This is a genomic window from Microcystis sp. LE19-41.2A (assembly GCF_027530405.1).
Classification (GTDB): Bacteria; Cyanobacteriota; Cyanobacteriia; order Cyanobacteriales; family Microcystaceae; genus Microcystis; species Microcystis aeruginosa.
In genome coordinates this window covers 1-19,073 of record NZ_JAPZQJ010000025.1, presented here as the reverse complement: position 1 = coordinate 19,073, position 19,073 = coordinate 1, and the positions used below count along the sequence as shown (strand labels likewise).

At 41.4% G+C, this 19,073-nt stretch carries 29 protein-coding genes, 1 tRNA gene and 1 pseudogene; 14 read left to right on the top strand and 17 right to left on the bottom strand.

Annotated elements, in window-relative coordinates:
• Positions 1-149 precede the first annotated feature (149 nt).
• The gene (locus tag O9290_RS01200) at positions 150-356 is read left to right on the top strand and encodes a hypothetical protein (RefSeq protein WP_002799562.1); all 207 of its coding nucleotides are present in this window, start codon (positions 150-152) and stop codon (positions 354-356) included.
• 41 nt (positions 357-397) lie between these two features.
• Positions 398-1,297, top strand: a complete 900-nt coding sequence (locus O9290_RS01195) for an amino acid ABC transporter substrate-binding protein (protein WP_002757237.1) — start codon at positions 398-400, stop codon at positions 1,295-1,297.
• A 111-nt stretch (positions 1,298-1,408) separates the two neighbouring features.
• Here the strand turns inward: O9290_RS01195 and O9290_RS01190 are convergent, their stop codons facing one another.
• The 3 genes from O9290_RS01190 to O9290_RS01180 form a co-directional block, all read right to left on the bottom strand.
• Positions 1,409-1,753 carry a HepT-like ribonuclease domain-containing protein gene (locus O9290_RS01190; RefSeq protein ID WP_002757239.1) on the bottom strand — a complete coding sequence of 115 codons (345 nt, stop codon included), beginning with the start codon at positions 1,751-1,753 and terminating at the stop codon, positions 1,409-1,411.
• Positions 1,750-2,043, bottom strand: a complete 294-nt coding sequence (locus tag O9290_RS01185) for a nucleotidyltransferase family protein (RefSeq protein WP_002757241.1) — start codon at positions 2,041-2,043, stop codon at positions 1,750-1,752. The genes O9290_RS01190 and O9290_RS01185 overlap by 4 nt, the downstream gene beginning before the upstream one ends.
• Before the next feature lie 198 nt (positions 2,044-2,241).
• On the bottom strand, positions 2,242-2,964 hold the full coding sequence (locus tag O9290_RS01180) for a PEP-CTERM sorting domain-containing protein (RefSeq protein ID WP_149985574.1): 723 nt from the start codon (positions 2,962-2,964) through the stop codon (positions 2,242-2,244).
• 341 nt (positions 2,965-3,305) lie between these two features.
• Here O9290_RS01180 and O9290_RS01175 point away from each other — a divergent pair, with 341 nt between their 5' ends.
• Both O9290_RS01175 and O9290_RS01170 read left to right on the top strand, forming a co-directional pair.
• The gene (locus tag O9290_RS01175; protein ID WP_002734321.1) at positions 3,306-3,551 is read left to right on the top strand and encodes a hypothetical protein; all 246 of its coding nucleotides are present in this window, start codon (positions 3,306-3,308) and stop codon (positions 3,549-3,551) included.
• Complete coding sequence (locus O9290_RS01170; protein WP_041804140.1) at positions 3,544-3,795, top strand: type II toxin-antitoxin system RelE family toxin; 252 nt, start codon at positions 3,544-3,546, stop codon at positions 3,793-3,795. Before O9290_RS01175 ends, O9290_RS01170 begins: the two co-directional genes overlap by 8 nt.
• A gap of 160 nt (positions 3,796-3,955) precedes the next feature.
• Here O9290_RS01170 and O9290_RS01165 read toward each other — a convergent pair whose 3' ends face one another.
• Positions 3,956-4,408 (bottom strand): type II toxin-antitoxin system VapC family toxin, encoded by a 453-nt coding sequence (locus O9290_RS01165; protein WP_002750618.1) that lies wholly within the window; start codon positions 4,406-4,408, stop codon positions 3,956-3,958.
• Complete coding sequence (locus O9290_RS01160; protein WP_008202209.1) at positions 4,408-4,644, bottom strand: hypothetical protein; 237 nt, start codon at positions 4,642-4,644, stop codon at positions 4,408-4,410. Before O9290_RS01160 ends, O9290_RS01165 begins: the two co-directional genes overlap by 1 nt.
• Positions 4,645-4,933: 289 nt before the next feature.
• Between O9290_RS01160 and sipA the strand changes: the two genes are divergently transcribed.
• Both sipA and O9290_RS01150 read left to right on the top strand, forming a co-directional pair.
• The gene (sipA, locus tag O9290_RS01155) at positions 4,934-5,146 is read left to right on the top strand and encodes a regulatory protein SipA (RefSeq protein WP_043998849.1); all 213 of its coding nucleotides are present in this window, start codon (positions 4,934-4,936) and stop codon (positions 5,144-5,146) included.
• Positions 5,147-5,212: 66 nt separating this feature from the next.
• Positions 5,213-6,163 (top strand): glycosyltransferase family protein, encoded by a 951-nt coding sequence (locus O9290_RS01150; protein WP_002757257.1) that lies wholly within the window; start codon positions 5,213-5,215, stop codon positions 6,161-6,163.
• Here the strand turns inward: O9290_RS01150 and O9290_RS01145 are convergent.
• From O9290_RS01145 to O9290_RS01115, 7 genes are all read right to left on the bottom strand, one after another.
• A complete protein-coding gene (locus O9290_RS01145; protein WP_288058228.1) occupies positions 6,150-7,751 on the bottom strand; it encodes a peptide ligase PGM1-related protein in 1,602 nt (533 codons plus the stop codon). The two genes, O9290_RS01150 and O9290_RS01145, sit on opposite strands and share 14 nt — an antisense overlap.
• A gap of 166 nt (positions 7,752-7,917) precedes the next feature.
• Positions 7,918-8,046 carry a photosystem I reaction center subunit IX gene (gene psaJ / locus O9290_RS01140; RefSeq protein ID WP_002738148.1) on the bottom strand — a complete coding sequence of 43 codons (129 nt, stop codon included), beginning with the start codon at positions 8,044-8,046 and terminating at the stop codon, positions 7,918-7,920.
• 45 nt (positions 8,047-8,091) lie between these two features.
• On the bottom strand, positions 8,092-8,586 hold the full coding sequence (locus O9290_RS01135) for a photosystem I reaction center subunit III (RefSeq protein ID WP_002748906.1): 495 nt from the start codon (positions 8,584-8,586) through the stop codon (positions 8,092-8,094).
• 132 nt (positions 8,587-8,718) lie between these two features.
• The gene (locus O9290_RS01130; RefSeq protein WP_288024951.1) at positions 8,719-9,138 is read right to left on the bottom strand and encodes a secondary thiamine-phosphate synthase enzyme YjbQ; all 420 of its coding nucleotides are present in this window, start codon (positions 9,136-9,138) and stop codon (positions 8,719-8,721) included.
• 10 nt (positions 9,139-9,148) lie between these two features.
• On the bottom strand, positions 9,149-9,949 hold the full coding sequence (cobA, locus tag O9290_RS01125; RefSeq protein WP_288024947.1) for a uroporphyrinogen-III C-methyltransferase: 801 nt from the start codon (positions 9,947-9,949) through the stop codon (positions 9,149-9,151).
• Between the two features lie 289 nt (positions 9,950-10,238).
• Positions 10,239-10,529 carry an addiction module antidote protein gene (locus tag O9290_RS01120; protein ID WP_002757266.1) on the bottom strand — a complete coding sequence of 97 codons (291 nt, stop codon included), beginning with the start codon at positions 10,527-10,529 and terminating at the stop codon, positions 10,239-10,241.
• Between the two features lie 9 nt (positions 10,530-10,538).
• Entirely contained in the window at positions 10,539-10,829 is a 291-nt protein-coding gene (locus tag O9290_RS01115; protein WP_002757268.1) for a type II toxin-antitoxin system RelE/ParE family toxin, read from the bottom strand.
• 63 nt (positions 10,830-10,892) lie between these two features.
• On the opposite strand from O9290_RS01115, the gene O9290_RS01110 reads away from it, so the two are divergent.
• A complete protein-coding gene (locus O9290_RS01110; RefSeq protein ID WP_002757270.1) occupies positions 10,893-11,048 on the top strand; it encodes a hypothetical protein in 156 nt (51 codons plus the stop codon).
• 9 nt (positions 11,049-11,057) lie between these two features.
• On the opposite strand, the gene O9290_RS01105 is transcribed toward O9290_RS01110, so the two are convergent.
• Together O9290_RS01105 and O9290_RS01100 are read right to left on the bottom strand one after the other, a co-directional pair.
• On the bottom strand, positions 11,058-11,321 hold the full coding sequence (locus O9290_RS01105; protein WP_002757272.1) for a DUF2442 domain-containing protein: 264 nt from the start codon (positions 11,319-11,321) through the stop codon (positions 11,058-11,060).
• 168 nt (positions 11,322-11,489) lie between these two features.
• Positions 11,490-12,365: a hypothetical protein gene (locus O9290_RS01100; protein ID WP_002757274.1), complete on the bottom strand. Its 876-nt coding sequence runs from the start codon at positions 12,363-12,365 to the stop codon at positions 11,490-11,492.
• Between the two features lie 128 nt (positions 12,366-12,493).
• Here O9290_RS01100 and O9290_RS01095 point away from each other — a divergent pair, with 128 nt between their 5' ends.
• From O9290_RS01095 to speB (O9290_RS01080), 4 genes and pseudogenes are all read left to right on the top strand, one after another.
• Positions 12,494-12,991, top strand: coding sequence for a helix-turn-helix domain-containing protein (locus tag O9290_RS01095; RefSeq protein ID WP_043998850.1), 498 nt, complete (start codon positions 12,494-12,496; stop codon positions 12,989-12,991).
• 136 nt (positions 12,992-13,127) lie between these two features.
• Positions 13,128-13,418 carry a nucleotidyltransferase family protein gene (locus O9290_RS01090; protein WP_002757283.1) on the top strand — a complete coding sequence of 97 codons (291 nt, stop codon included), beginning with the start codon at positions 13,128-13,130 and terminating at the stop codon, positions 13,416-13,418.
• A complete protein-coding gene (locus tag O9290_RS01085) occupies positions 13,408-13,758 on the top strand; it encodes a HepT-like ribonuclease domain-containing protein (protein ID WP_002757284.1) in 351 nt (116 codons plus the stop codon). The genes O9290_RS01090 and O9290_RS01085 overlap by 11 nt, the downstream gene beginning before the upstream one ends.
• Before the next feature lie 380 nt (positions 13,759-14,138).
• Positions 14,139-14,753: pseudogene (speB, locus tag O9290_RS01080) on the top strand (agmatinase); the annotation flags it as partial.
• 32 nt (positions 14,754-14,785) lie between these two features.
• Here the strand turns inward: speB (O9290_RS01080) and O9290_RS01075 are convergent.
• The 3 genes from O9290_RS01075 to O9290_RS01065 form a co-directional block, all read right to left on the bottom strand.
• Positions 14,786-15,112: a DUF5615 family PIN-like protein gene (locus O9290_RS01075; protein WP_002757286.1), complete on the bottom strand. Its 327-nt coding sequence runs from the start codon at positions 15,110-15,112 to the stop codon at positions 14,786-14,788.
• Positions 15,096-15,359, bottom strand: coding sequence for a DUF433 domain-containing protein (locus O9290_RS01070; RefSeq protein ID WP_002757287.1), 264 nt, complete (start codon positions 15,357-15,359; stop codon positions 15,096-15,098). Before O9290_RS01070 ends, O9290_RS01075 begins: the two co-directional genes overlap by 17 nt.
• A 251-nt stretch (positions 15,360-15,610) precedes the next feature.
• Complete coding sequence (locus O9290_RS01065) at positions 15,611-16,009, bottom strand: hypothetical protein (RefSeq protein WP_079209842.1); 399 nt, start codon at positions 16,007-16,009, stop codon at positions 15,611-15,613.
• A gap of 507 nt (positions 16,010-16,516) precedes the next feature.
• Here O9290_RS01065 and speB (O9290_RS01060) point away from each other — a divergent pair.
• The 3 genes from speB (O9290_RS01060) (at position 16,517) to O9290_RS01050 (ending at position 18,666) form a co-directional block, all read left to right on the top strand.
• Positions 16,517-17,416 carry an agmatinase gene (speB, locus tag O9290_RS01060; protein WP_288026122.1) on the top strand — a complete coding sequence of 300 codons (900 nt, stop codon included), beginning with the start codon at positions 16,517-16,519 and terminating at the stop codon, positions 17,414-17,416.
• A 46-nt stretch (positions 17,417-17,462) separates the two neighbouring features.
• A tRNA-Val gene (locus O9290_RS01055) sits at positions 17,463-17,536 on the top strand.
• Between the two features lie 80 nt (positions 17,537-17,616).
• Positions 17,617-18,666, top strand: coding sequence for a Rieske 2Fe-2S domain-containing protein (locus O9290_RS01050; protein WP_052276830.1), 1,050 nt, complete (start codon positions 17,617-17,619; stop codon positions 18,664-18,666).
• The last annotated feature ends 407 nt before the right edge of the window (positions 18,667-19,073 follow it).

The following is a 19,073-nucleotide window of genomic DNA, read 5'->3' as shown; positions in this document are numbered from 1 at the left end:
AAACCCAACGCCCGCATGGGTTACTGAAAATGGGTAAAACCCCACACCCCACACCCCACACCCTACACCCCGTCAGTTCATTTCCTTAACCCAAACTGACGCTAACCCTGTTACAATACAGATAACTAACCAAATTTGAATTAAAAACTATGCGACTTAAGCGATGGGAGTCCCCCCGCCGTCAGGGACGTAACGACAAAGGCAAGGGCGGTTCAGCCCGACAGCGACAACTGAAAAAACAATTTAAAATGCTGTCGAAAAAACTGAAAGGGGGAGAGAGTAACATCTCTCCTCTTTTTTTGTCCCCAGCAATCGCCGCTGAAAAATCTTCCTCTGGGAAACTCTCCGTCTCCTGAAACAGTCCCAGACTTGAGCCACTTTCAGATTAGGAAAAAAAATGAAGCGTACACTTGCCGTCATGACGATGACAGTAGCTTTAACCCTCACCAGTAACCATTCTAGCCTTGCGGGAGCAATCTTCGATCGCATTCAAAAAACTGGGGTAATTACTGCCGGCGCTCGTAAAGATGCTATTCCCTTTGGTTTTGTCAACTCCCAGGGCAAGTGGGTGGGTTACAGCCTTGATATGTTAGAGTTAATTCGCAAAGAAACCGAACGGAAGTTAGGAAAACCAATTAAGTTAAAAATTGTTGAGATTACTCCCCAAAATCGTTTTGAAAAGTTGAAAACAGGGGTGATAGATATCGAATGTGGCTCCACTACTTTTACTTGGAAAAGAGAAAATGAAGTTGATTTTTCCGTTAGTTATTTTGCCAGTGGCACTCAATTGTTAACCCGCAAAGGTAGTAATCTTGATGACATCGGTAGCTTGGCAGGCAGACGCATTGGAGTAATTGCCAATACTACTAATGAAGCAGTAATTAAAACCCAACAACCCGCCGCTATTTTGGTCAAAGTTAAAAATCGTGGCGAGGGTTTACAAAAACTAGAAGCGGGAGAAATTGATGGTTTTGCCAGTGATGGCATTACCCTAGAAGGTTTAAGGAAAAACGCTAAAAATCCCAATAATTTAGCCATAGTTCCCTCCTATCCCTACGCCTACGAATCCTATGCCTGTACTTTACCTGAAAATGACTCTAAATGGCGCGATACGGTTAATTATACCCTATTAAAATTCATGGAAGGGATCGTTAGTGACCAACAACAAGCGGTGACAATTTATGAACGTTGGTTTGGTGAAGAGGGTGTTGTTCCCTATTCCAGAGAAACTATTAATGATTATTTTCAAGGCATTGTCAACACCTACGAATGGATTCCTTTAACTGTATTTCCCTAAAATCAAAACCTTTTTAGGGAAAGGTTCAAAAAGGCACTCTTGCAAGTGGGAATAATTATGAATGGGGAAGTGGGAAGTGGGGAGGTGGGTTTTTAAAGGAGGAAGGAAAATTTATTGTAATTTCTCAATGATACTGATAATGATTCTCTTTAGCTGGGGGAGATTGTTTTGAATCACTTTCCAGACGACTTTTTCATCAATTGCCCAATATTCATGAACTAATTTATCCCGCATACCTGCGATGTTTTTCCAAGGAATATTGGGATAATTAACTCTCACTTCATCAGGAATATTTTTGACTGCTTCCCCGATTATTTCAATTAATTTTACTGCCGAAAGAAAGATTTCTATCTTAGTTGAAAATTCGGCAAAGCTTAGATCCTGAGTCATCTTTTCTAGTTGAGAAATTGCCTCTAGAATGTCTTGCAAGAAATCTCTAAATTCCCGTTGTGTCATACATAAATAACCTCGGATAAAATTCTTTCTCTCCTTCTTCCTTTTAAGCCATTTTTACTGATAACATCCGCTTTTACCTTAAGTAAATCACTTAAATAATATTCCAGATCTACTAAATCTAGTAAACTAGGCGGTTCTGTATAATCTATCAGAATATTAACTTCACTATTTTCCTGCACTTCTCCTTTTACATAATCTCCAAAAATACCTAATTCACTGACATGATACTTTTCTTTTACTAAGGACTTAACTTGACCCAAAATCGCTTTAATTTCTTCTAAATTTTTCATGATGCTTACCTTCTAAGATAACGGAAAAGACTTCTACCCTACTGATCAAAATTTTATTTCCTGTATCTGTATTGTAGCAGATAGCGGATGAAAAAATAAACCATCCTCCTTGAAATCATGAGAATTGAGAGAGTTATGCAAAAAATACCCCCTCAACTGACCGAATGAAGAGGCATTTATGGTATTTTAGTGGGCAATTTAGCCTACTTTTGTGGTTTCTTTTTCGGTAGATTGGGATGATTTTAGTTTACGCTTCAGGGTTGAAGCTGCGCCGATAGTGCCGAGAGCGAGGAAGCCTAAAGTAGAAGTGGGTTCGGGAACTGGTTGGACACCCAAAAGTTCGCCATCAAAAGTAACTTCGCTGGCAAGGACCCACGCAGTGCGTCGATTTAGAGTAAGTTGTAGGGAACTACCACTAAAATTTAATCCTGAAAAAGTATAGGATGTTGGCGCTGCACTAGGCGGATCAGTAAGAGTTCCCGAATTGTAATTAGAGCTACCCATACTTAATAATATACTTTGCGGTACGGAAACACCACCATTACCATTTGAGTCATCCACATGGACAGTAACTGAGTTTAACTTTACTGTGCCAGCAAAGTTAAAAGTAATGACAGGATTCCGGTTTTCCCAACCAACATAAGGTCCTGTACCCTCTGCATTTTCTACAACATTCCAGTTTTGTGTAGGAATTATGCCATCAGTTAGATCTCCAACTCCTCCGCTGAGAGGAGCATAATCTAGCGACGTGTTTCCAGTGCCATTATATTTCTTGTCCCAGTATTTAAACAATCCTCCGCCTCCATTTTCCATATCATAACTGATAGGTGTAATTTGAAGAGCATTAGCAGTACCTATTGTTGCCAAACTGATAAGTACGGCTCCCCCAATAGAATTTTTGACAAGTTTAATGAATACCATGATAGATGCCTCAAGACATTGAAGTTGTTAGTGGGATTTAACTGTTTTTTGGCAAAGTTGGCAAAGAGTAAATTGATACGATCGCTTTTTTAGCAGCCAAGTTAACCAGCAGTTTTACCTAACCCTAAAGGGTCAGCAAAGACAACAATACACATTTCCCCCCCCCAAATTGTAGTAAAAGCTACAATTTAACAAATCTTTATATTCCTCTCTTAATCCCGATAAAGAAACCGCAGAACCAAGTCGGTTGTGAACAGCCCACCGCTTTTACCATTTTTGGTTAGTATCTGGATGTGGTATTATTTGAGGTGTGTTCGGATTATCTGATACGATCAAGGTCTATGACAACTTACTATGAAATCCTCAGCCAAATAGAGAATCTTCCCCTTACGGATAAGTTGCGACTTTTAGAGGATTTAAAAACTATCATCAAGCCGACCGTAGCGCCAAAAGATGACGATGAGATCATTCCAGCCGAAGAACTTGCTGAAAGCCAAGCAGCATGGCAAGATTATTTATCCGGTCGAGATACTGGAATCACTTCAACAGAATTAAAATACAAATTATTTGGAGATAAACTTGGCTGATTATATTCTACTTAGACAAGCAGAACGCTCCTTAGAAAGGATGCCTAAAAATGATCAAATTCGTCTTCTTGAAGCTTTGGATACTTTGATTTCGGATTCTACAAAATTAGATATTAAACCCCTTTACGGAAGAGATGAACTAAGATTGCGAGTAGGTAAGTATCGAGTGTTGTTTTTTGAAGATAGAGACAACAATCTATACGTCATTACAACTATTAAACCTCGCGGCGATGTCTATAAATAATACCAGAACTCTTTTCTAGACTGCTGTTTCTCCTTTCGCCATAAGACAGTGATTCACAGAGGAAGGAATTTCATGCGTTTTCCACTGTTTTACTCCTTCTCAGGCGACCTATTGCCTTCCGTGAGGGATTGTGGTGCGGTATGTCGGATTTGCTGCCTAATTATTGGGAATTAATGAAATCTTGAGGATGAACGATGGTAATATTGGGAATAGGGATAAAGTCATCAGGATTAAAGGTTAATAAATGGGTAATGTTAGAAGCTTTCATGACAGCAAGAAGCCTAATATCATGAGTGCGTTTTCCTTTAATGTTGTAGATGGTGACTAATTGAAACCAAAGGGGAAAAATATCCGGCGTTTCTGCAATTAATGTAAAGTTATCTAATAAATCATTGACATAATTTGTAGCTTGTGCTGGAGTCCAACCTAAACCATTAACATCAAGGGGTCGGGTTGCAACTACCCAAAATTCAATTAAAACTTGAGGAATAATAACACATTCATTAGCTGTTTCGACGATTTGAGTAATTACATTATTAGCAAGAGAATAAGTTGCTGAAGACGTATCAGCCGCCCGAAGCAAAATGTTAGTATCCAGTAAATATTGAGTCATTAGTCTTCATACATAGTGTCACGGTGTAAAGCTTCATCAGGTAAATTCGCACTTGTTTTAGGAAGTTTAGCGATTACTTTCTGCCATTTTTGAGCTTTTTCCTGGGGAGTGAGACTATAATCTGGGGAAGGGAGGGAAATTCTTGAGGTGAGAGATTCGGTGAAGGATAACACTTCTTGTTGTTTTTCTAAGGGAAGTTTTCTTAGGTTTTTAATGATAACTTGTTCAATGTTCATTTGACTTAGACTAATAGGCAACCATATCAATCATATCTCATGCCGCAATTTCTCTATATTTAATAAATCTTTACATTCCTCTCCCTAACTAGCGATTAAGATTTTGGGTCTTTTTGATTGTACCGATAGCGATCGCCCCCCTCGCCGCTAGGTTAGGCAACAGCCCAACCCAACGCCAAAGGCGGATGGCAACAGCTTACAGAATACCTATTCCCTAGGGAATCTATCTTGAGAATGATTTGAAATATGCTAACTTGGAAAATTATCACGATCGCATCTAGCCAGTACCATGAGTGAAATTAGCGTCGGGGGAAAAGTCCGTCTGATTGCCATTCCCCCTTACCTGAAAACCGCCGATCCCATGCCTATGTTACGGCCGCCAGAGCTGCTCGATATCGACGATATCGGCACGGTAATCGATCGCCGGCCGGGGGGTTATTGGGGTGTAAAATTCGCTCGAGGCTCATTTCTGCTCGATAGCAAATATTTAGAGGCCATTTAAACCAGTTAAGTGCATCGCAGTCAAGACAACTTTGATAAATCACAGGCAAATCTAAAGAGTTAATTTATGTCCAATACTTTTCTATCGATCGTTATCCCGATGCGCGAGGGATTTAGCGAACATTGGCTAGGAGAATTATTGAAAGTCAAGGGAGACATAGAATTTATTTTAGTTCATCCTCCTGGGGTCAAACCTTCCCCAGTCAATGATCCACGCATGAAACAGATTGTCTGTGCTTTACGAGGTGAAATTATTCAAAGAAGTACAGGATTTTTAAATGCCAGAGGTACTTATATTCTCACAATCAATTGCGATGAATATTTACACCCTGAGATCGTCACCTTAGTCAAAGACTATTTTGACCGCTTTCCCAATAGTTGGGTATTAAGATTAGCCAGATGTGGATTTCCCTACGGTGAACGAGAAAAATTGGAGAGTCCTTGGCCAACAATTCCCGATGTAAAAAGTTTAGCTATCTGTAGCAGGAGAGAGAATAATAGTAACTTGTTTAAAGAGAATAATTATTTATTAGAAGTACCGATCGCTCCTTTAGATAATCCTTTTAATCCTAGCGCCCTGATCGGGAAACGTCGAGATCACAAGGGTCCTCACATGGAAAACTTTGATAAAAAAGTTTGGAAAAACGAACTGGTACAACCGGCAGTTAAAGAGATTACTGCTTCCATGAGTGTCACTGGTCCGATTAAATATATTCCCTTTTGGTGTTTAGATAGATTACTGGGTTTGTATATTCAGGCCAAGTTTTTTGAGCAAGGTAAAACTATCGGTCATTGGCTGCCAGAAATAGCCGAACAACTGCGGATTGAAGATAATCCTCCTGAGTATAAAAGAACTAAACGTTTTTACTTTATTGCCGAGGTGATTCTCCTGAGAAATTTCCCTAAATACGGTTATCTTTGGAATTTAATTCTCGCTCAAGCGACGGAAGTACCCGGACGAGCTATCGATTCCCTAAAACGCAAATTCTTGCCAGAAAAACCTTCTATATCCAAGTGATCGGTAATCCAGAATAATAATAACCTAAATTTATGGAACTATGCTCTGTTTCCCAATCTAACACCTGTTCCACACGCTGATAAATTGCCGCAGCTTCCTCACTAGAATTGCCGATACAAGTTAACCCTAATTTACCAAATTCTGACAGCGCACCCATGAGATGAAAAACTGTTCCTGTTTTACTGCTACTATCAAAATGTAAGTGATGTTTAGCAATAATATCCATTAAATCATCGGGAAGTAAACCTTTGTATTGGGGTTTGTGGAGATTATCGGAGGCAATATAATACTTTTCTTGGTGAGGTTGACTGAAAAACAATCCGGTTTTTTGATCGTATTCACCATTAGTTAAAAGCTTCAAAGTCATGAAAGGATGGGTAGTTCCTCCTTTTCGCAGATTAATTTCGATCGCCTGTAAATCCCAGACTAAAGTTTCTGGATTTTTGACAGCGACGAAATCAACTCCATAGCGTTCAATTGCCCCCTTTGCTGCCAGAATTTCCCCTATTTTTAGACCTAATTCCTGTAATTGCAGGCGATAATTTTCATCGGCAGGAAAATGACAACCTAGATAAATTTGACCATCGGGACCGCCTAAAATTTGATCGTGAGTGGAAAGAATATTCACTTCTCCCGTGGGTGTAATATAACCTTGCACACTTGGCGATCGCTTTTCTTCTCCTTCAATAAAAGCTTCGACAATTGCCCCTAATTCAGCAATTCTGCCAGAAAAACTCTCCCAATTTTCATCCCTTGCTTGAAAACTCATCTTCTCTAATTGTTTGGACAAGAGATTCATTTTCTCGCTTAAATCTAGACTGTTACTATCAACAATTACCCCTAAAGGACGTAAATCTAAAACTGCATTTCCTTCTCCCGATAACCCCTCATTTAACTTCACTACCATGCGTTTTAGTTGCGGTTGACGGGACCACAAACTAGCGGCTTCGTATAACAAATCCTTAACCGTATTTACCTGTAAACTACCGTCAGGATGAGGAATATTGCCTTGACCAAAAATCTCGCGACTGCCACTTTTAGAACCCCAATACAATAAGTCTGGACTACAGGCAAATAAAGGAATATCTAATTGTAAAGACAATTCTCGCTCTAAATTAGTAGAATTAAAACAAACCATGTAGGCACGATCTCGACGCAACGCTTGCCGGATTCTTGCTACTAAGCGCGGTCTGTCCAGAATTTTTTGGGTTAAAGGTTGAAAAGAGTTATCGTGAGTTGTCAGTAATAACAGACGATTATTAGCATGGGAAAAAGGAATCCCAGGCAACAATTGCAGATAATAATCAATCACCATCCGCGCCAGTGGCTGCGCTGTTACATAGATTAAACGAGTTTTCGGGTGTCGCAACCGAATCAGAGAAAATAATAATCTTTCTTCGTAATGTAAAAAACCCGCTACTTTTTGACCGACTCTCTGATCGATACTAAAAGAAGGGACAACTAGGATATCATAATCCCATTCATCGGATTCGGGAACGTTTTCTCCCTGCCAAATCTCTTTTAATTTTTCTTGTAATTCTTGATACCGCAGACGCTTTCCTAGCATCAAATCTCTATCTAACAGCATGGTTTGTCCCACCTCTGTGGTTGCAGACACCTGTATCTTATCGATTTTTAGAGCCTGTCGTCTCCAGTGCCTTTCTTTTCTTAATATTCCCCCAGTCCCTCCGATCGTTGCCCTTAAAAAGGGATACAGTGGACTCTGTATCCCCTTTAATCACCTGAGATTGCCTTTAGCCTAGCGGGTGGAATAAGAGATCGGGATAAAAGCGATTAAATTCGATTAAAATCCCGGCGGTGAAAGTCAGCAGCGCCATAATTAACACGGGTGCGGACGAGAGAAATTTAGTAAGTCCTTCCATCTGAGTTCTCCTAGGGAATAAAAAGTCAAGGGTTTGACACAAAAATTAACGAGGGGAAACGGTAATTTCCGAATCCTTAACGGTTAATTTACCGGAAGTGGCCTCTTGTAAAGCCGCCAACGGCCAGAGAAAACCCGTTAACATTTTGCTCAAAGCGAGGGGAACATCGATGATGATTTCCTTCATTTCCGCATCTTTGCTGTCGCGCACGGCGATTAAATAGGCCCGACCAACCCAACCGATCCAACCGGTAATGTACAGGAATAGGATGCTAGGGATAAAGAAATCGCCCATGTGATCCCAACGACCATCCACAATTAGGTGCGGATAGCCTTCCGGTCCACAGAGAGCTTGGGAGTAGGTTTGAGCGCGTTTGGCTCCCGATTCGGGGTCAGGAGTGGTGTTGCGGAAACTCTTCGCTTTTTGTAGGAAAGCGGGATTTTCGCTACAAGGGGTCAGATTGGACAAGTCAGCCGACGCTGGAGCGGCAAAGGTGAACCAGAGAGATAGCACCAGGGCCAGAGCGAACAATTTTCGCATAAATTGTTTCCTTTTGTTACGAAATATGAAGTTCTTTGTTCAAAAAGCGAACAATTTGATCGTACACGGAAAAAATCTTACTCCGATGAGGGGTACGAGTAAAGTTTCTATTACAAAACTATACGCAACGCTTCAGACCCCGGTGATATGAACCACCACTTGCCTTTGGTGACGACTCTGACGATGTTCCCAGAGATAGATACCTTGCCAGATGCCTAAAACTAATTTACCTCTAGCGATCGGGATTTGTTCCGATGTCCGGGTTAGGACCGAGCGAATGTGAGCGGGCATATCGTCTGGCCCTTCGGTAGAGTGATAGTAGAGACTGCTATCTTCCGGGACTAACTTGGCGAAGAAATTGGCCAAATCGGTGAGAACATCGGGATCGGCATTTTCTTGGATCAGCAAAGAAGCGGAGGTGTGACAGACAAATATACTGCATAATCCCGTCGTTATGCCCGATTCAGCCACGATCACCTCTATGGGGGCAGTGAGACGATGGAAATTCTTGGGACTGGTGGCAATTGTCAGGGATTTTTGATATTGACGCATGGAAACCGAATCAGGGAGAAATGGGGGTGGGGGGGATTGTCCTCGATAGCAAAGGTTGTCCCGCTTGCAAGAGATCGTGAAGGTTCACCACTGCACCGATAACAGCGATCGCTGGGGCTTCAAAGCCGGTGGCTTCGATCTGGTCCATAATCGTGGTGAAAGTACCGATTAACTGCTGTTGTTGCGGTGTTGTTCCCCAGCGAATCAGGGCGATCGGTGTTTCTGGACTTCTGCCGGCCTTGGTTAACTCGCCGATAATATAGGGTAAATTATGCACACCCATATAAACAACAATTGTTTCCGCACCATGGGCGATCGCTGACCAGTTAACTTGAGGACGATATTTACCCGCCATCTCGTGGCCGGTGACGAAGGTAACGGAAGAACTATAATTGCGATGGGTGAGGGGAATACCGGCGTAGGCAGGCACGGCAATTCCTGAAGTGATCCCCGGCACGATCTCGACGCTAATTCCAGCCGCAATCAGATCGAGCATTTCTTCACCCCCGCGACCGAAAACAAAGGGATCACCCCCCTTGAGACGAACAACCACAGCATTAGTCTGGGCCTTCTCGATCAGTAAAGCGGTGATTTCCTCCTGTACTAGAGAATGACGACCGCGACGCTTACCCCCATGGATTTGTTCGGCCCTGGGGTTAATCATGGTCAGAATCGAGGGGCTGACTAGGGCATCATAGAGGACAACATCGGCATTTTCTAGGAGAACTTTCGCTTTTAAGGTCAACAAACCGGGATCTCCGGGACCTGCACCGACGAGATAGACCTTACCACAACTTTCTGATTGATTCATAGATACTGGGGAGAAAATTCCTGCTTCGATCGAATGCGCTTGATCCCTAATGTATTGTGACTGGGGCAAAATTTGGTATTTTTAGCTACAGTTACTCGGCGATCATGCGCTTTCTTCATGAAGAATTATGATCTTAACATTACTTAACCCTTAATCTAGCGATCGCTCTGATCCTAAATCCCGTTTAACAGGTATGGGGGAGTGGAAAGTGGGGAAAAGGGAGCGGGTTTTTAAAGTGGGATTGGGAGTTAATCATGCTATTAAAAACCGATTCAGTATAACGGTGAAGTTAGGCAATTGGTACGACTTGGAGGCGTAACCCAAGTGATTGTAAGACCTTAAGAACTGTGGCAAACTCTGGATTGCCTTCGATTGACAAAGCTTTATAGAGACTTTCACGCCCCAACCCTGTTTCACGGGCAATATGTGTCATCCCTTTAGATCGAGCAATATCACCTAATGCTGCTACCACTAAGCTTGGATCGCCATCTTCAAGAGCTGCTTCAAGATATGCAGCTATATCTTCTTTTGTTTCGAGATGTTCTGCCGCATCCCAAGGATAGGTTTGGATAGTAGCCATGAAAATCTCCTATAAGTCTTGTGCTAAATTTAATGCTGTTTTGATGTCCCGTTCTTGAGTTTGCTTATCTCCTCCTGCCAAGAGGATGATCAAGGTCTCGCCTCGCTGAATGAAATACACCCGATAGCCTGGGCCATAATCGATCCGCAGTTCCGATACACCTTTTCCTACTGGTTTAACATCGCCTGGATTGCCCATAGACAGGCGACGAACACGAATGTCTATAAGTGCTTTTGCTTGGCGATCCCGCAAATTGCTAAACCACTGAGAGTAGGTTTCGGTCTGGCGAATTTCAATCATGCCTTAAGTGTATCCTATGGGATACAGAAGGACAAGCAATAAAAATAAGGTGCGTTACATTTTATGAACGCACCCTACAAGATCAGCGATCGCAATAATCAATGTGCATGGTGCGTTCCCCAAAAATCGATCGCTGGAGCGGTAGAAGTTGCCTTAGGGAACGCACCCTACAAGATCAGCGTGCTGCTACGCAGTGCCTTCGGCATCGCACTTAATTAAGGATAAAAACTAGGCTTTAACTTTTAAAGGAAATCTCTCAGGATTTTTAATAATTTCTTTGCTTAAATCTACATCTAAATCTGGCCAATAAAAATGATTAGGAAAAGGCTCTTGTATATTTAAAATTTTTCTAATAGGGACATCTTGAAACCAGTAAAAATTTTGATAGGAAAGAAACATTTCTTCATTGTTTGCCAGAATCCATATTCCATGGGAAGAAATATGAGTTACTTCAGCTTGAGAAGTGTTTTGTCCAAGCATTTCTAAGTTCATTTTGTCGTTCCTCAATAATAGTTTCTATCGCTTGAAGATGATTGATGCTTACCCTTCGTTTATTATAGCAAATATTCAGTTAAAAATACAAGAAGGAGAAGCAAGAGCATAAAAATCCCCCTCAACTGGTCTAAAATTAAGGGGGAATGAGTTATATAAAAAAGCAATTTAACCGACGTTACTGGGTTCTTTTTCGGTTGAATGAGAGCGTTTTACTTTGCGTTTTAGGGTTGCACCTGCACCAAGTATTCCCAGGGAAAGAAGACTTAGGGTTGAGGTGGGTTCTAATGTTTTTGGAGGTGGACAGCTTAGTTTATTATTACCTGAACTTGTCTGTCCTTGTCCAGTAAGAGGGATAACTTGTTTTCCCGTAGGATCAGTTAAGTTAGCATCAACTCGTCCACTTCCTTCAGCTTTACTAGAGGTATCACACTTCGTTTCAGCTTTATTGTCATTTCCTATTTGTACATTTACATTGGTAACATTTGTGGTATTTATTTGAATATTATTGTATCTCCAACCTGATAATAATTGTCCTGATTCAAATACGCCACCTCCTGTTAGAGTTTCAGAAAAAATTGTTAAATCAAATTCTGAACCAGGAATAACATCATCTGGTACTGTACTTGTTATTGCTCCTGTTAAGCTGACAGTGATTCTTTGCGGTGGTGCACCTAGTAAATCTAATCCTGGTGCTGTTATCAAAAGACTCGCTTCATAGGCATGAGTCATATTATTAAAATCAAAAATAAAGTTTGAAGACTCTGAAGAATCTAGTGTAAAATTTACTAATCCTGTATTAATTGTTTGTCCATCAATTGTAATATCGAACGGCTCTATTATACCTTTAAATATTTCATAAGATCCAGAAATACCCCCACCTAGGCTGATAGCAAGAGCATTCATGGACAAAGAGGAACTCAAGAAACTAGATACAATAAATACAAACGGTTTAAGTCGCATTTTGTGACTTCCCACCTCCAATATAAAATACCACCGTATTCTAAATACGTTGAAATTTTCCTTCAAGGCTTTTAAAGTCATATAAAGTTATATAAAGCAGTATTAAGAAAAATAACTTAAATCTAAAAATAATATTAAATTGACCGTACACCTTATAATGTCATATAATGTCGGGTAAAAGCTTATTAATCTTGACTCTGTGTTTAAAAATGAACAATTTTGATATTCACTCTTTAATTACAACTGTTGATAATCTCATCTTTTCCTATACAGGAGAGAATTTAGATGATGTTCAGTCTGAAATCTTAGAAGGGGTGATTAATCACCAAAAATACACAGAAATCGCTAAAAATCATCATCGTTCCGAGAAATATGTCAAGGATGTAGCCGGTAAGCTATGGAAAACCTTATCGGAAATTTTAGGAGAAGAAGTTAATAAAGCTAATCTTAGGTCTAGTCTGCGAAGGTATTATTATAATGTCGCTAACAATAATGTCGTTAACGGTGTCCAAATTAATAAAGGTCATATCTGTAATCAACTACCAGAAAACCAATTACAAAAATTTGATCCAGAAGAAGAATATAAACTCGAAATCGCTACAGAATTGATGAAAGAAGGCTTAACCGTCGAACAAATTGCTAGAGTGTTAAAACTTCCCTTAGAATTAGTTAAAGAGCAACTTGAAAAACCTAAGCAAACTAATTAATGGTGGTATTTGGCACTGGCAGAGCATTTCTAAGTTCAATAATAATTTCTATTTTAATAAACTTCATCATGAGAGCCAATATCAACGAGACAACCATTAAGGTTACAATGAAGGAATCAGATTTCAGGAAATAGCCATGAAACGAGATGAAGTACTAACAATTCTCGCAAAACACCGAGAACAATTAGAAAAACTAGGGGTAAAATCTCTGTCTCTATTTGGTTCAGTAGCAAGGGATGAAGCACGTTTTGACAGTGATGTAGATTTATTGGTAGAATTTAGTAAAGCGGTAGGGTTATTTGAGTTTATCGAGGTACGACTTTACTTAGAAGATATATTAGGATGTTCTGTTGATTTAGGTACTCAAGATTCTTTAAAAGAACATTTACGACAACCTGTATTAAAGGATGTGATTAATGCCTTTTAGAGATTGGCAACTTCGTCTTCAAGATATTATTGAATCCATTGATGAAATCTTGGAATGGACGGCTAATATGACCTTTGAAGATTTTAGCTCAAATCGAGTGACTCTTAAAGCAGTTCTTTATAATTTAGGAATTATTGGTGAGGCATCTAGAAATATTCCTAGTGAGATACAATTGCGTTATTCTCAAATTCCTTGGCGTTTAATGGGAGATATGCGAAATGTCATTTTTCATGAATATTTTCGGGTAGAATTGGCAATTGCTTGGCGGACGATTGAAAATAATCTAACTCCATTGCGTTCACAATTACAGGAAATTTTAGAAAATGAAGCCGAAAATTAATCTATAAAATTCCCCCTCAACTTATTCAATTAAGGGGGAATGAGTTATATAAAAAAAGCAATTTAACTGACGTTCTTGACAAAAGGCCATAACCTGTGCCTTGGAAGGAATTAAGAGAATTTCTGATGCCCTCTTCCCTGGTAGAAATCAAGGAAACCCCCCATAAATCTAACTCGGTTTCAGCAAATATGCTCGCTCCCTGTCCATTGAGAAATATTACAATAAACACGGGTACACCAAGAAAAGTTAAGGGATGTATCTATTGATAGATAAGGGGTTTTGGCTATTGTAGTATATATGTCTGGGGTCAGTTGAGATAGACAAAAATAGTCAAAATATTTATAATAGAAGATTGGACTAAAATTTTCTGTGACTTGCCCATGTTATTGTCTTGCGCCACCGGTAGCGAACAGTTTTTAGGGAGTGAAGCGATCGCCACTTACGCCACAGCTAAGGCCGTGATCCTGCCGATTCCCTACGAGGCCACCACCACCTATCGCAAGGGTTGTGAAACTGGACCGGCGGCGGTGATTACCGCTTCCCAACAATTGGAAGCCTATGATGAGGAACTTAAGAGGGAAACCTGTTTAGAAGTGGGCATCTATACCCATGATGCGATCGCAGATACCCGTCAACAACCGCAATTGTCCGCCGAGGAGATGTTAGCCGTCACCACAGCTACAGTTTCTCGTTTAATTGCCGATGATAAGTTTGTCCTCGCCGTCGGGGGTGAACACGCTATCACTACGGGAGTAGTACAAGCTTACCGACAAGCTTTATCGGAACCTTTTACGGTGGTTCAAATTGATGCCCATGGCGATATGCGTTTTGAGTACGAAGGATCGCACCATAACCACGCCTGTGTGATGCGTCGGGTGTTAGAAATGGGTTTACCGACCTTACCCGTGGGAATTCGGGCTATTTGTCGAGAAGAAGCCGAATTAATCGCTAAACAGCAGATTCCCGTGATTTGGGATCGAGATATCGCCAGGGATGCGGAGTTATGCTGCTTTCGCCAACACAACTTTCAGGAGCCTCCAACTTCAATCACTTCTCCTGGAGAGACTTTATCTAATACGCTACAGGCATCTGGCATTAGGGGAAGTAAGTCAGAAAGTTTGTTGCTGGTTGCTACAAGAACAATAACTGCCACTCCAGTTTGCTGTAAATTTTGCTGATAACGCAAATTTTGATCTGTAGTGAGGAGAATCGTGAAACCCTCCTGACTCATCAGCCTCAGCAACTCACCGTTCTTTTTCCCTGACCATCCCATCTCAACAACTGTGCATACCTCGTAATCGGCAAGCTCACGCTTTAACGGGCGTGGGGCGCATTCATCAAGCAGGATTCGCATAGGCTGTCAACATTTCCTTTGCTAATTCAAGGGCTGAGATCGCCTGTTCTCGACTGACACTGGGAAAATGGTCTAGAAATACCTCTAATGAATCACCAGCCTCAAGATAATCAAGTAGGGTTCTCATCGGCACACGAGTTCCTACAAAAACAGGGGTTCCCCCTAGAATGTCGGGATCACTGTGAACAACACGGGATATTAATGCCATAACAAATATATCCAACTGGCTACTAGCTTTTATCGTCATTGTATCCTAAAGTCATTTGTCGGCTCTATACAAGGTGAGGCTCAGGCATGGGACACTTCACTTGACTACTCTGCCTACATCTTGCCGCTAGACCCAAACTAACTTTTGGATACGATGCACAGTTGGCATTCATACCTTGATTCAGCAACGCCTAGACTTACAGCTTTAATCAATGTGCATGGTGCGTTCCCCAAAAATCGATCGGTGGAGCGGTAGAAGTTGCATTAGGGAACGCACCCTACAGCTCAAACCTAATTCTTTACACTTGACCATATTACGAAAAGAACAATGATATCAACAAATATATGCAGAACCCAGGAAGGTAGCAATGTTGATGATGAATACGATAACTCCTTTTTGAGCAAAGCACTTTCAAATTCCGTTTTCTTCGCAAGTGCATTAAGTTCACTTTCTACTGCGATTACTCTCTTTGTTGCAGCACGTATTCCATAGAAATTTGCAATAAAAAACCCAATGCAAACAATTGTTGCTACTAGAGCTTGGCTATATGAAAGTGAAAAGTCTTTTTTGGAAGAAACCAGCCAACCAATAATTGCGACGACAGCAACTGTATAAAAATTCCAATGAGAACTTACTCGTGACTCCAGCTTATCAGCAACCTCAATGATATCCTTAATCTTTTGATCCATGTCTTAACTCTCTACGTCTCACAGTTAGATTTTCGGCTGTGCCTTCAGCAAGGGTTGAGCGGCATAACGTTCCCGCTCACCAGACGCAGATAACCTTTGCTACCTAGCCGATCGCCTTGCCGTTCCAGTGTATATTGTTAGCCAGATTAGCATCTTGCCAAAAACCTTGTTTAACTAAATTCCTGACAACTAGGCTCATTCTAGCGATGACTCCTATATCTGACCGCACCCCTTGACAAAAATTTATAATTATTCGACCTTTAGCGATCGCTATCGGGGGATAGTTGTTTTTTGTTACAGCAGTATGAAGCAGCCTAACTGATGGCTATATTTCCAGATTATCGCCCGCAGCAAACCAATCTTGAGCGAGAAATCGAGGGATGTATCTATTGATGGATAAGGGTTTTTTGCTATTACAGTAGATATGTTTGGGGTCAGTTGAGATAGACAAAAATAGTCAAAATATTTATAATAGAAGGTTGGACTAAAATTTTCTGTGACTTGCCCATGTTATTGTCTGGCGCCACCGGTAGCGAACAATTTTTAGGTAGTGAAGCGATCGCCACTTACGCCACAGCTAAGGCCGTGATCCTGCCGATTCCCTACGAGGCCACCACCACCTATCGCAAGGGTTGTGAAACTGGACCGGCGGCGGTGATTACTGCTTCCCAACAATTGGAAGCCTATGACGAGGAACTTAAGAGGGAAACCTGTTTAGAAGTGGGCATCTATACCCATGATGCGATCGCCGATACCCGTCAGCAACCGCAATTGTCCGCCGAGGAGATGTTAGCCGTCACCACAGCTACAGTTTCGCGTTTAATTGCCGATGATAAATTTGTCGTCGCCGTCGGGGGTGAACACGCTATCACTACGGGAGTAGTACAAGCTTATCGACAAGCTTTATCGGACCCTTTTACGGTGGTTCAAATTGATGCCCATGGCGATATGCGTTTTGAGTACGAAGGATCGCACCATAACCACGCCTGTGTGATGCGTCGGGTGTTAGAAATGGGTTTACCGACTTTACCCGTGGGAATTCGGGCTATTTGTCGAGAAGAAGCGGAATTAATCGCTAAACAGCAGATTCCCGTAATTTGGGATCGAGATATCGCCAGGGATCCGGATTGGATCGAAAAAGCGATCGCCAAAATTAGCACCGAGAAGGTATTTTTAACCATAGACGTGGATGGCATAGATCCGGCTTTAATTCCGGGGGTGGGAACACCTGAACCGGGGGGGTTAAGTTGGCATCAAACCCTAGGCTTTCTCCGTCGTCTTTTCCAAACTCATCAGGTGATTGGCTGTGATGTGATGGAATTGGCCCCGATTAGTGATTCGGTGGTCTCAGAATTTACCACTGCCAAGTTAATTTATAAGTTAATTGGCTATCAATTTATTGCCTAGGGGCTTGCCTAATTAGAAGCAATCGTGTTATAATAACAATTCGTGCGGACGTATAGCTCAGTTGGTTAGAGTACATCGTTGACATCGATGGGGTCACTGGTTCGAATCCAGTTACGTCCATAAATTATCTGCCCTAGTCTTGGTCATAACCTTCATTTCTGATGATAGGATGAACGATCGAAGCTCTCCAGACAAACCCTATGACTAGCTTACTGCGCGACTTTTGGTATGTGGCCACACCGGCAAATAAACTTAAACCCGGTCAGCTAATGGCCAAAAAAATGCTAGGTGAACCGATTGTTGTCGGTAGGAGAGAGGATGGAGAAGTGTTCGCATTGCGGGACATTTGCCCCCATCGTGGCATTCCGCTACACCATGGCTGGATTGAAGGGGATGGGGTGTACTGTTGCTATCATGGCTGGAAATTTAATACTAGCGATGGCGTTTGTTCTGAGATCCCCTCATTAACGGAACACGATCGCCTTGATATTAGCAGAATTTGCGTCACCAGTTATCCCTGTCGTGAAATACAAGGTCATATCTGGGTGTTTATTCCGGCAGACTCAAAAAGAGAAATTAATCAAGAAAATCTGCCTCCTGTGCCGACTATTGCCGATTTTGGCAAACTTACCCCCAAAATAGCCGAAACTATCACTTTTGACTGCAATATTGACCATGCAGTGGTGGGATTGATGGATCCGGCCCACGGTCCCTACGTTCATACTTCTTGGTGGTGGCGCAGCGGTCCACGCAAATTTCGGGTCAAAGAAAAACAATACGAACCTGTTCCCCTCGGTTTTCGTCTTGCTCCCTATGATATGCCCGTAAGTGCGAAACCCTATAAAATTTTGGGTAATAAAGTATCGATTGAAATTGTTTTTGAATTGCCCTCGGTGCGTACAGAAATACTACGAGGTGATCGGTATTTGGCCTGTGCTTTTACGGCAATTACTCCCATCGATGAAAATCACTGCGAAGTCCATCAAAGTTTATACTATACGATCCCTTGGTTGGCATTTTTAACCCCTCTTTTGCGTTATTTAACTCGACAATTCCTCAAACAGGATCGCGATGTGGTGATTAAACAACAGGAAGGACTTAGTTATCATCCAGCTTTGATGTTAATTGATGATGCCGATACCCAGGCCAAATGGTATTATCGCCTCAAGCAAGAATACGAAAAATCTCAAGCAGAAAAACGGGATTTTGTCAACCCCATTAAAGCACAAATTTTACGGTGGCGCAGTTAGAACTCGATGATTTTATGACTGGACTTCCCCTTTGACACAAGGTCATAACCTATGCTGTAGGAGGGATTAAGAGAATTTCTGATGCCCCGTTAGTGGGTACAAATCAGGGAAACCTTTCATAAATCTAAGGCTTTCTCTAAGTCTAATCATTGTCCTAAACTATGGCCACAAGTCTCGCCATTAAATCCTCTTGCTGTGGCTAATTTTGATAATAAGCTAAAACGCACTTAAACCACCTAAAATAGAAATAGTAATTTTAGAAAAATCGGTTCTTCGGTTTGTCTTATGCAATGGACGGGGTTATAAGGAATGAAACCTTTATAGAGACAGACATTGCCGCAATTTTTGTCAATTGTTTGCGATCTGGAGCGAACTAATCAATTAAATCTCTTGCCAGATAAGGATTG

What these genes read in the sequence shown, in the direction of transcription:
- O9290_RS01120 (WP_002757266.1), bottom strand. Translation starts at nt 10,529, where the DNA reads ATGGCTACTATCCAAACCTATCCTTGGGATGCGGCAGAACATCTCGAA.
- O9290_RS01090 (WP_002757283.1), top strand. Translation starts at nt 13,128, where the DNA reads ATGAAACGAGATGAAGTACTAACAATTCTCGCAAAACACCGAGAACAA.
- O9290_RS01165 (WP_002750618.1), bottom strand. Translation starts at nt 4,408, where the DNA reads ATGACTCAATATTTACTGGATACTAACATTTTGCTTCGGGCGGCTGAT.
- O9290_RS01135 (WP_002748906.1), bottom strand. Translation starts at nt 8,586, where the DNA reads ATGCGAAAATTGTTCGCTCTGGCCCTGGTGCTATCTCTCTGGTTCACC.
- O9290_RS01065 (WP_079209842.1), bottom strand. Translation starts at nt 16,009, where the DNA reads ATGGATCAAAAGATTAAGGATATCATTGAGGTTGCTGATAAGCTGGAG.
- O9290_RS01100 (WP_002757274.1), bottom strand. Translation starts at nt 12,365, where the DNA reads ATGACTTTAAAAGCCTTGAAGGAAAATTTCAACGTATTTAGAATACGG.
- O9290_RS01075 (WP_002757286.1), bottom strand. Translation starts at nt 15,112, where the DNA reads ATGCGAATCCTGCTTGATGAATGCGCCCCACGCCCGTTAAAGCGTGAG.
- O9290_RS01175 (WP_002734321.1), top strand. Translation starts at nt 3,306, where the DNA reads ATGACAACTTACTATGAAATCCTCAGCCAAATAGAGAATCTTCCCCTT.
- psaJ (WP_002738148.1), bottom strand. Translation starts at nt 8,046, where the DNA reads ATGGAAGGACTTACTAAATTTCTCTCGTCCGCACCCGTGTTAATTATG.
- O9290_RS01070 (WP_002757287.1), bottom strand. Translation starts at nt 15,359, where the DNA reads ATGACGATAAAAGCTAGTAGCCAGTTGGATATATTTGTTATGGCATTA.
- sipA (WP_043998849.1), top strand. Translation starts at nt 4,934, where the DNA reads ATGAGTGAAATTAGCGTCGGGGGAAAAGTCCGTCTGATTGCCATTCCC.
- O9290_RS01195 (WP_002757237.1), top strand. Translation starts at nt 398, where the DNA reads ATGAAGCGTACACTTGCCGTCATGACGATGACAGTAGCTTTAACCCTC.
- O9290_RS01085 (WP_002757284.1), top strand. Translation starts at nt 13,408, where the DNA reads ATGCCTTTTAGAGATTGGCAACTTCGTCTTCAAGATATTATTGAATCC.
- O9290_RS01160 (WP_008202209.1), bottom strand. Translation starts at nt 4,644, where the DNA reads ATGAACATTGAACAAGTTATCATTAAAAACCTAAGAAAACTTCCCTTA.
- O9290_RS01130 (WP_288024951.1), bottom strand. Translation starts at nt 9,138, where the DNA reads ATGCGTCAATATCAAAAATCCCTGACAATTGCCACCAGTCCCAAGAAT.
- O9290_RS01185 (WP_002757241.1), bottom strand. Translation starts at nt 2,043, where the DNA reads ATGAAAAATTTAGAAGAAATTAAAGCGATTTTGGGTCAAGTTAAGTCC.
- O9290_RS01200 (WP_002799562.1), top strand. Translation starts at nt 150, where the DNA reads ATGCGACTTAAGCGATGGGAGTCCCCCCGCCGTCAGGGACGTAACGAC.
- O9290_RS01150 (WP_002757257.1), top strand. Translation starts at nt 5,213, where the DNA reads ATGTCCAATACTTTTCTATCGATCGTTATCCCGATGCGCGAGGGATTT.
- speB (WP_288026122.1), top strand. Translation starts at nt 16,517, where the DNA reads ATGTTATTGTCTGGCGCCACCGGTAGCGAACAATTTTTAGGTAGTGAA.
- O9290_RS01190 (WP_002757239.1), bottom strand. Translation starts at nt 1,753, where the DNA reads ATGACACAACGGGAATTTAGAGATTTCTTGCAAGACATTCTAGAGGCA.
- O9290_RS01145 (WP_288058228.1), bottom strand. Translation starts at nt 7,751, where the DNA reads ATGCTGTTAGATAGAGATTTGATGCTAGGAAAGCGTCTGCGGTATCAA.
- O9290_RS01105 (WP_002757272.1), bottom strand. Translation starts at nt 11,321, where the DNA reads ATGAACTTAGAAATGCTTGGACAAAACACTTCTCAAGCTGAAGTAACT.
- O9290_RS01110 (WP_002757270.1), top strand. Translation starts at nt 10,893, where the DNA reads ATGAACGCACCCTACAAGATCAGCGATCGCAATAATCAATGTGCATGG.
- O9290_RS01115 (WP_002757268.1), bottom strand. Translation starts at nt 10,829, where the DNA reads ATGATTGAAATTCGCCAGACCGAAACCTACTCTCAGTGGTTTAGCAAT.
- O9290_RS01180 (WP_149985574.1), bottom strand. Translation starts at nt 2,964, where the DNA reads ATGGTATTCATTAAACTTGTCAAAAATTCTATTGGGGGAGCCGTACTT.
- O9290_RS01050 (WP_052276830.1), top strand. Translation starts at nt 17,617, where the DNA reads ATGACTAGCTTACTGCGCGACTTTTGGTATGTGGCCACACCGGCAAAT.
- cobA (WP_288024947.1), bottom strand. Translation starts at nt 9,949, where the DNA reads ATGAATCAATCAGAAAGTTGTGGTAAGGTCTATCTCGTCGGTGCAGGT.
- O9290_RS01095 (WP_043998850.1), top strand. Translation starts at nt 12,494, where the DNA reads ATGAACAATTTTGATATTCACTCTTTAATTACAACTGTTGATAATCTC.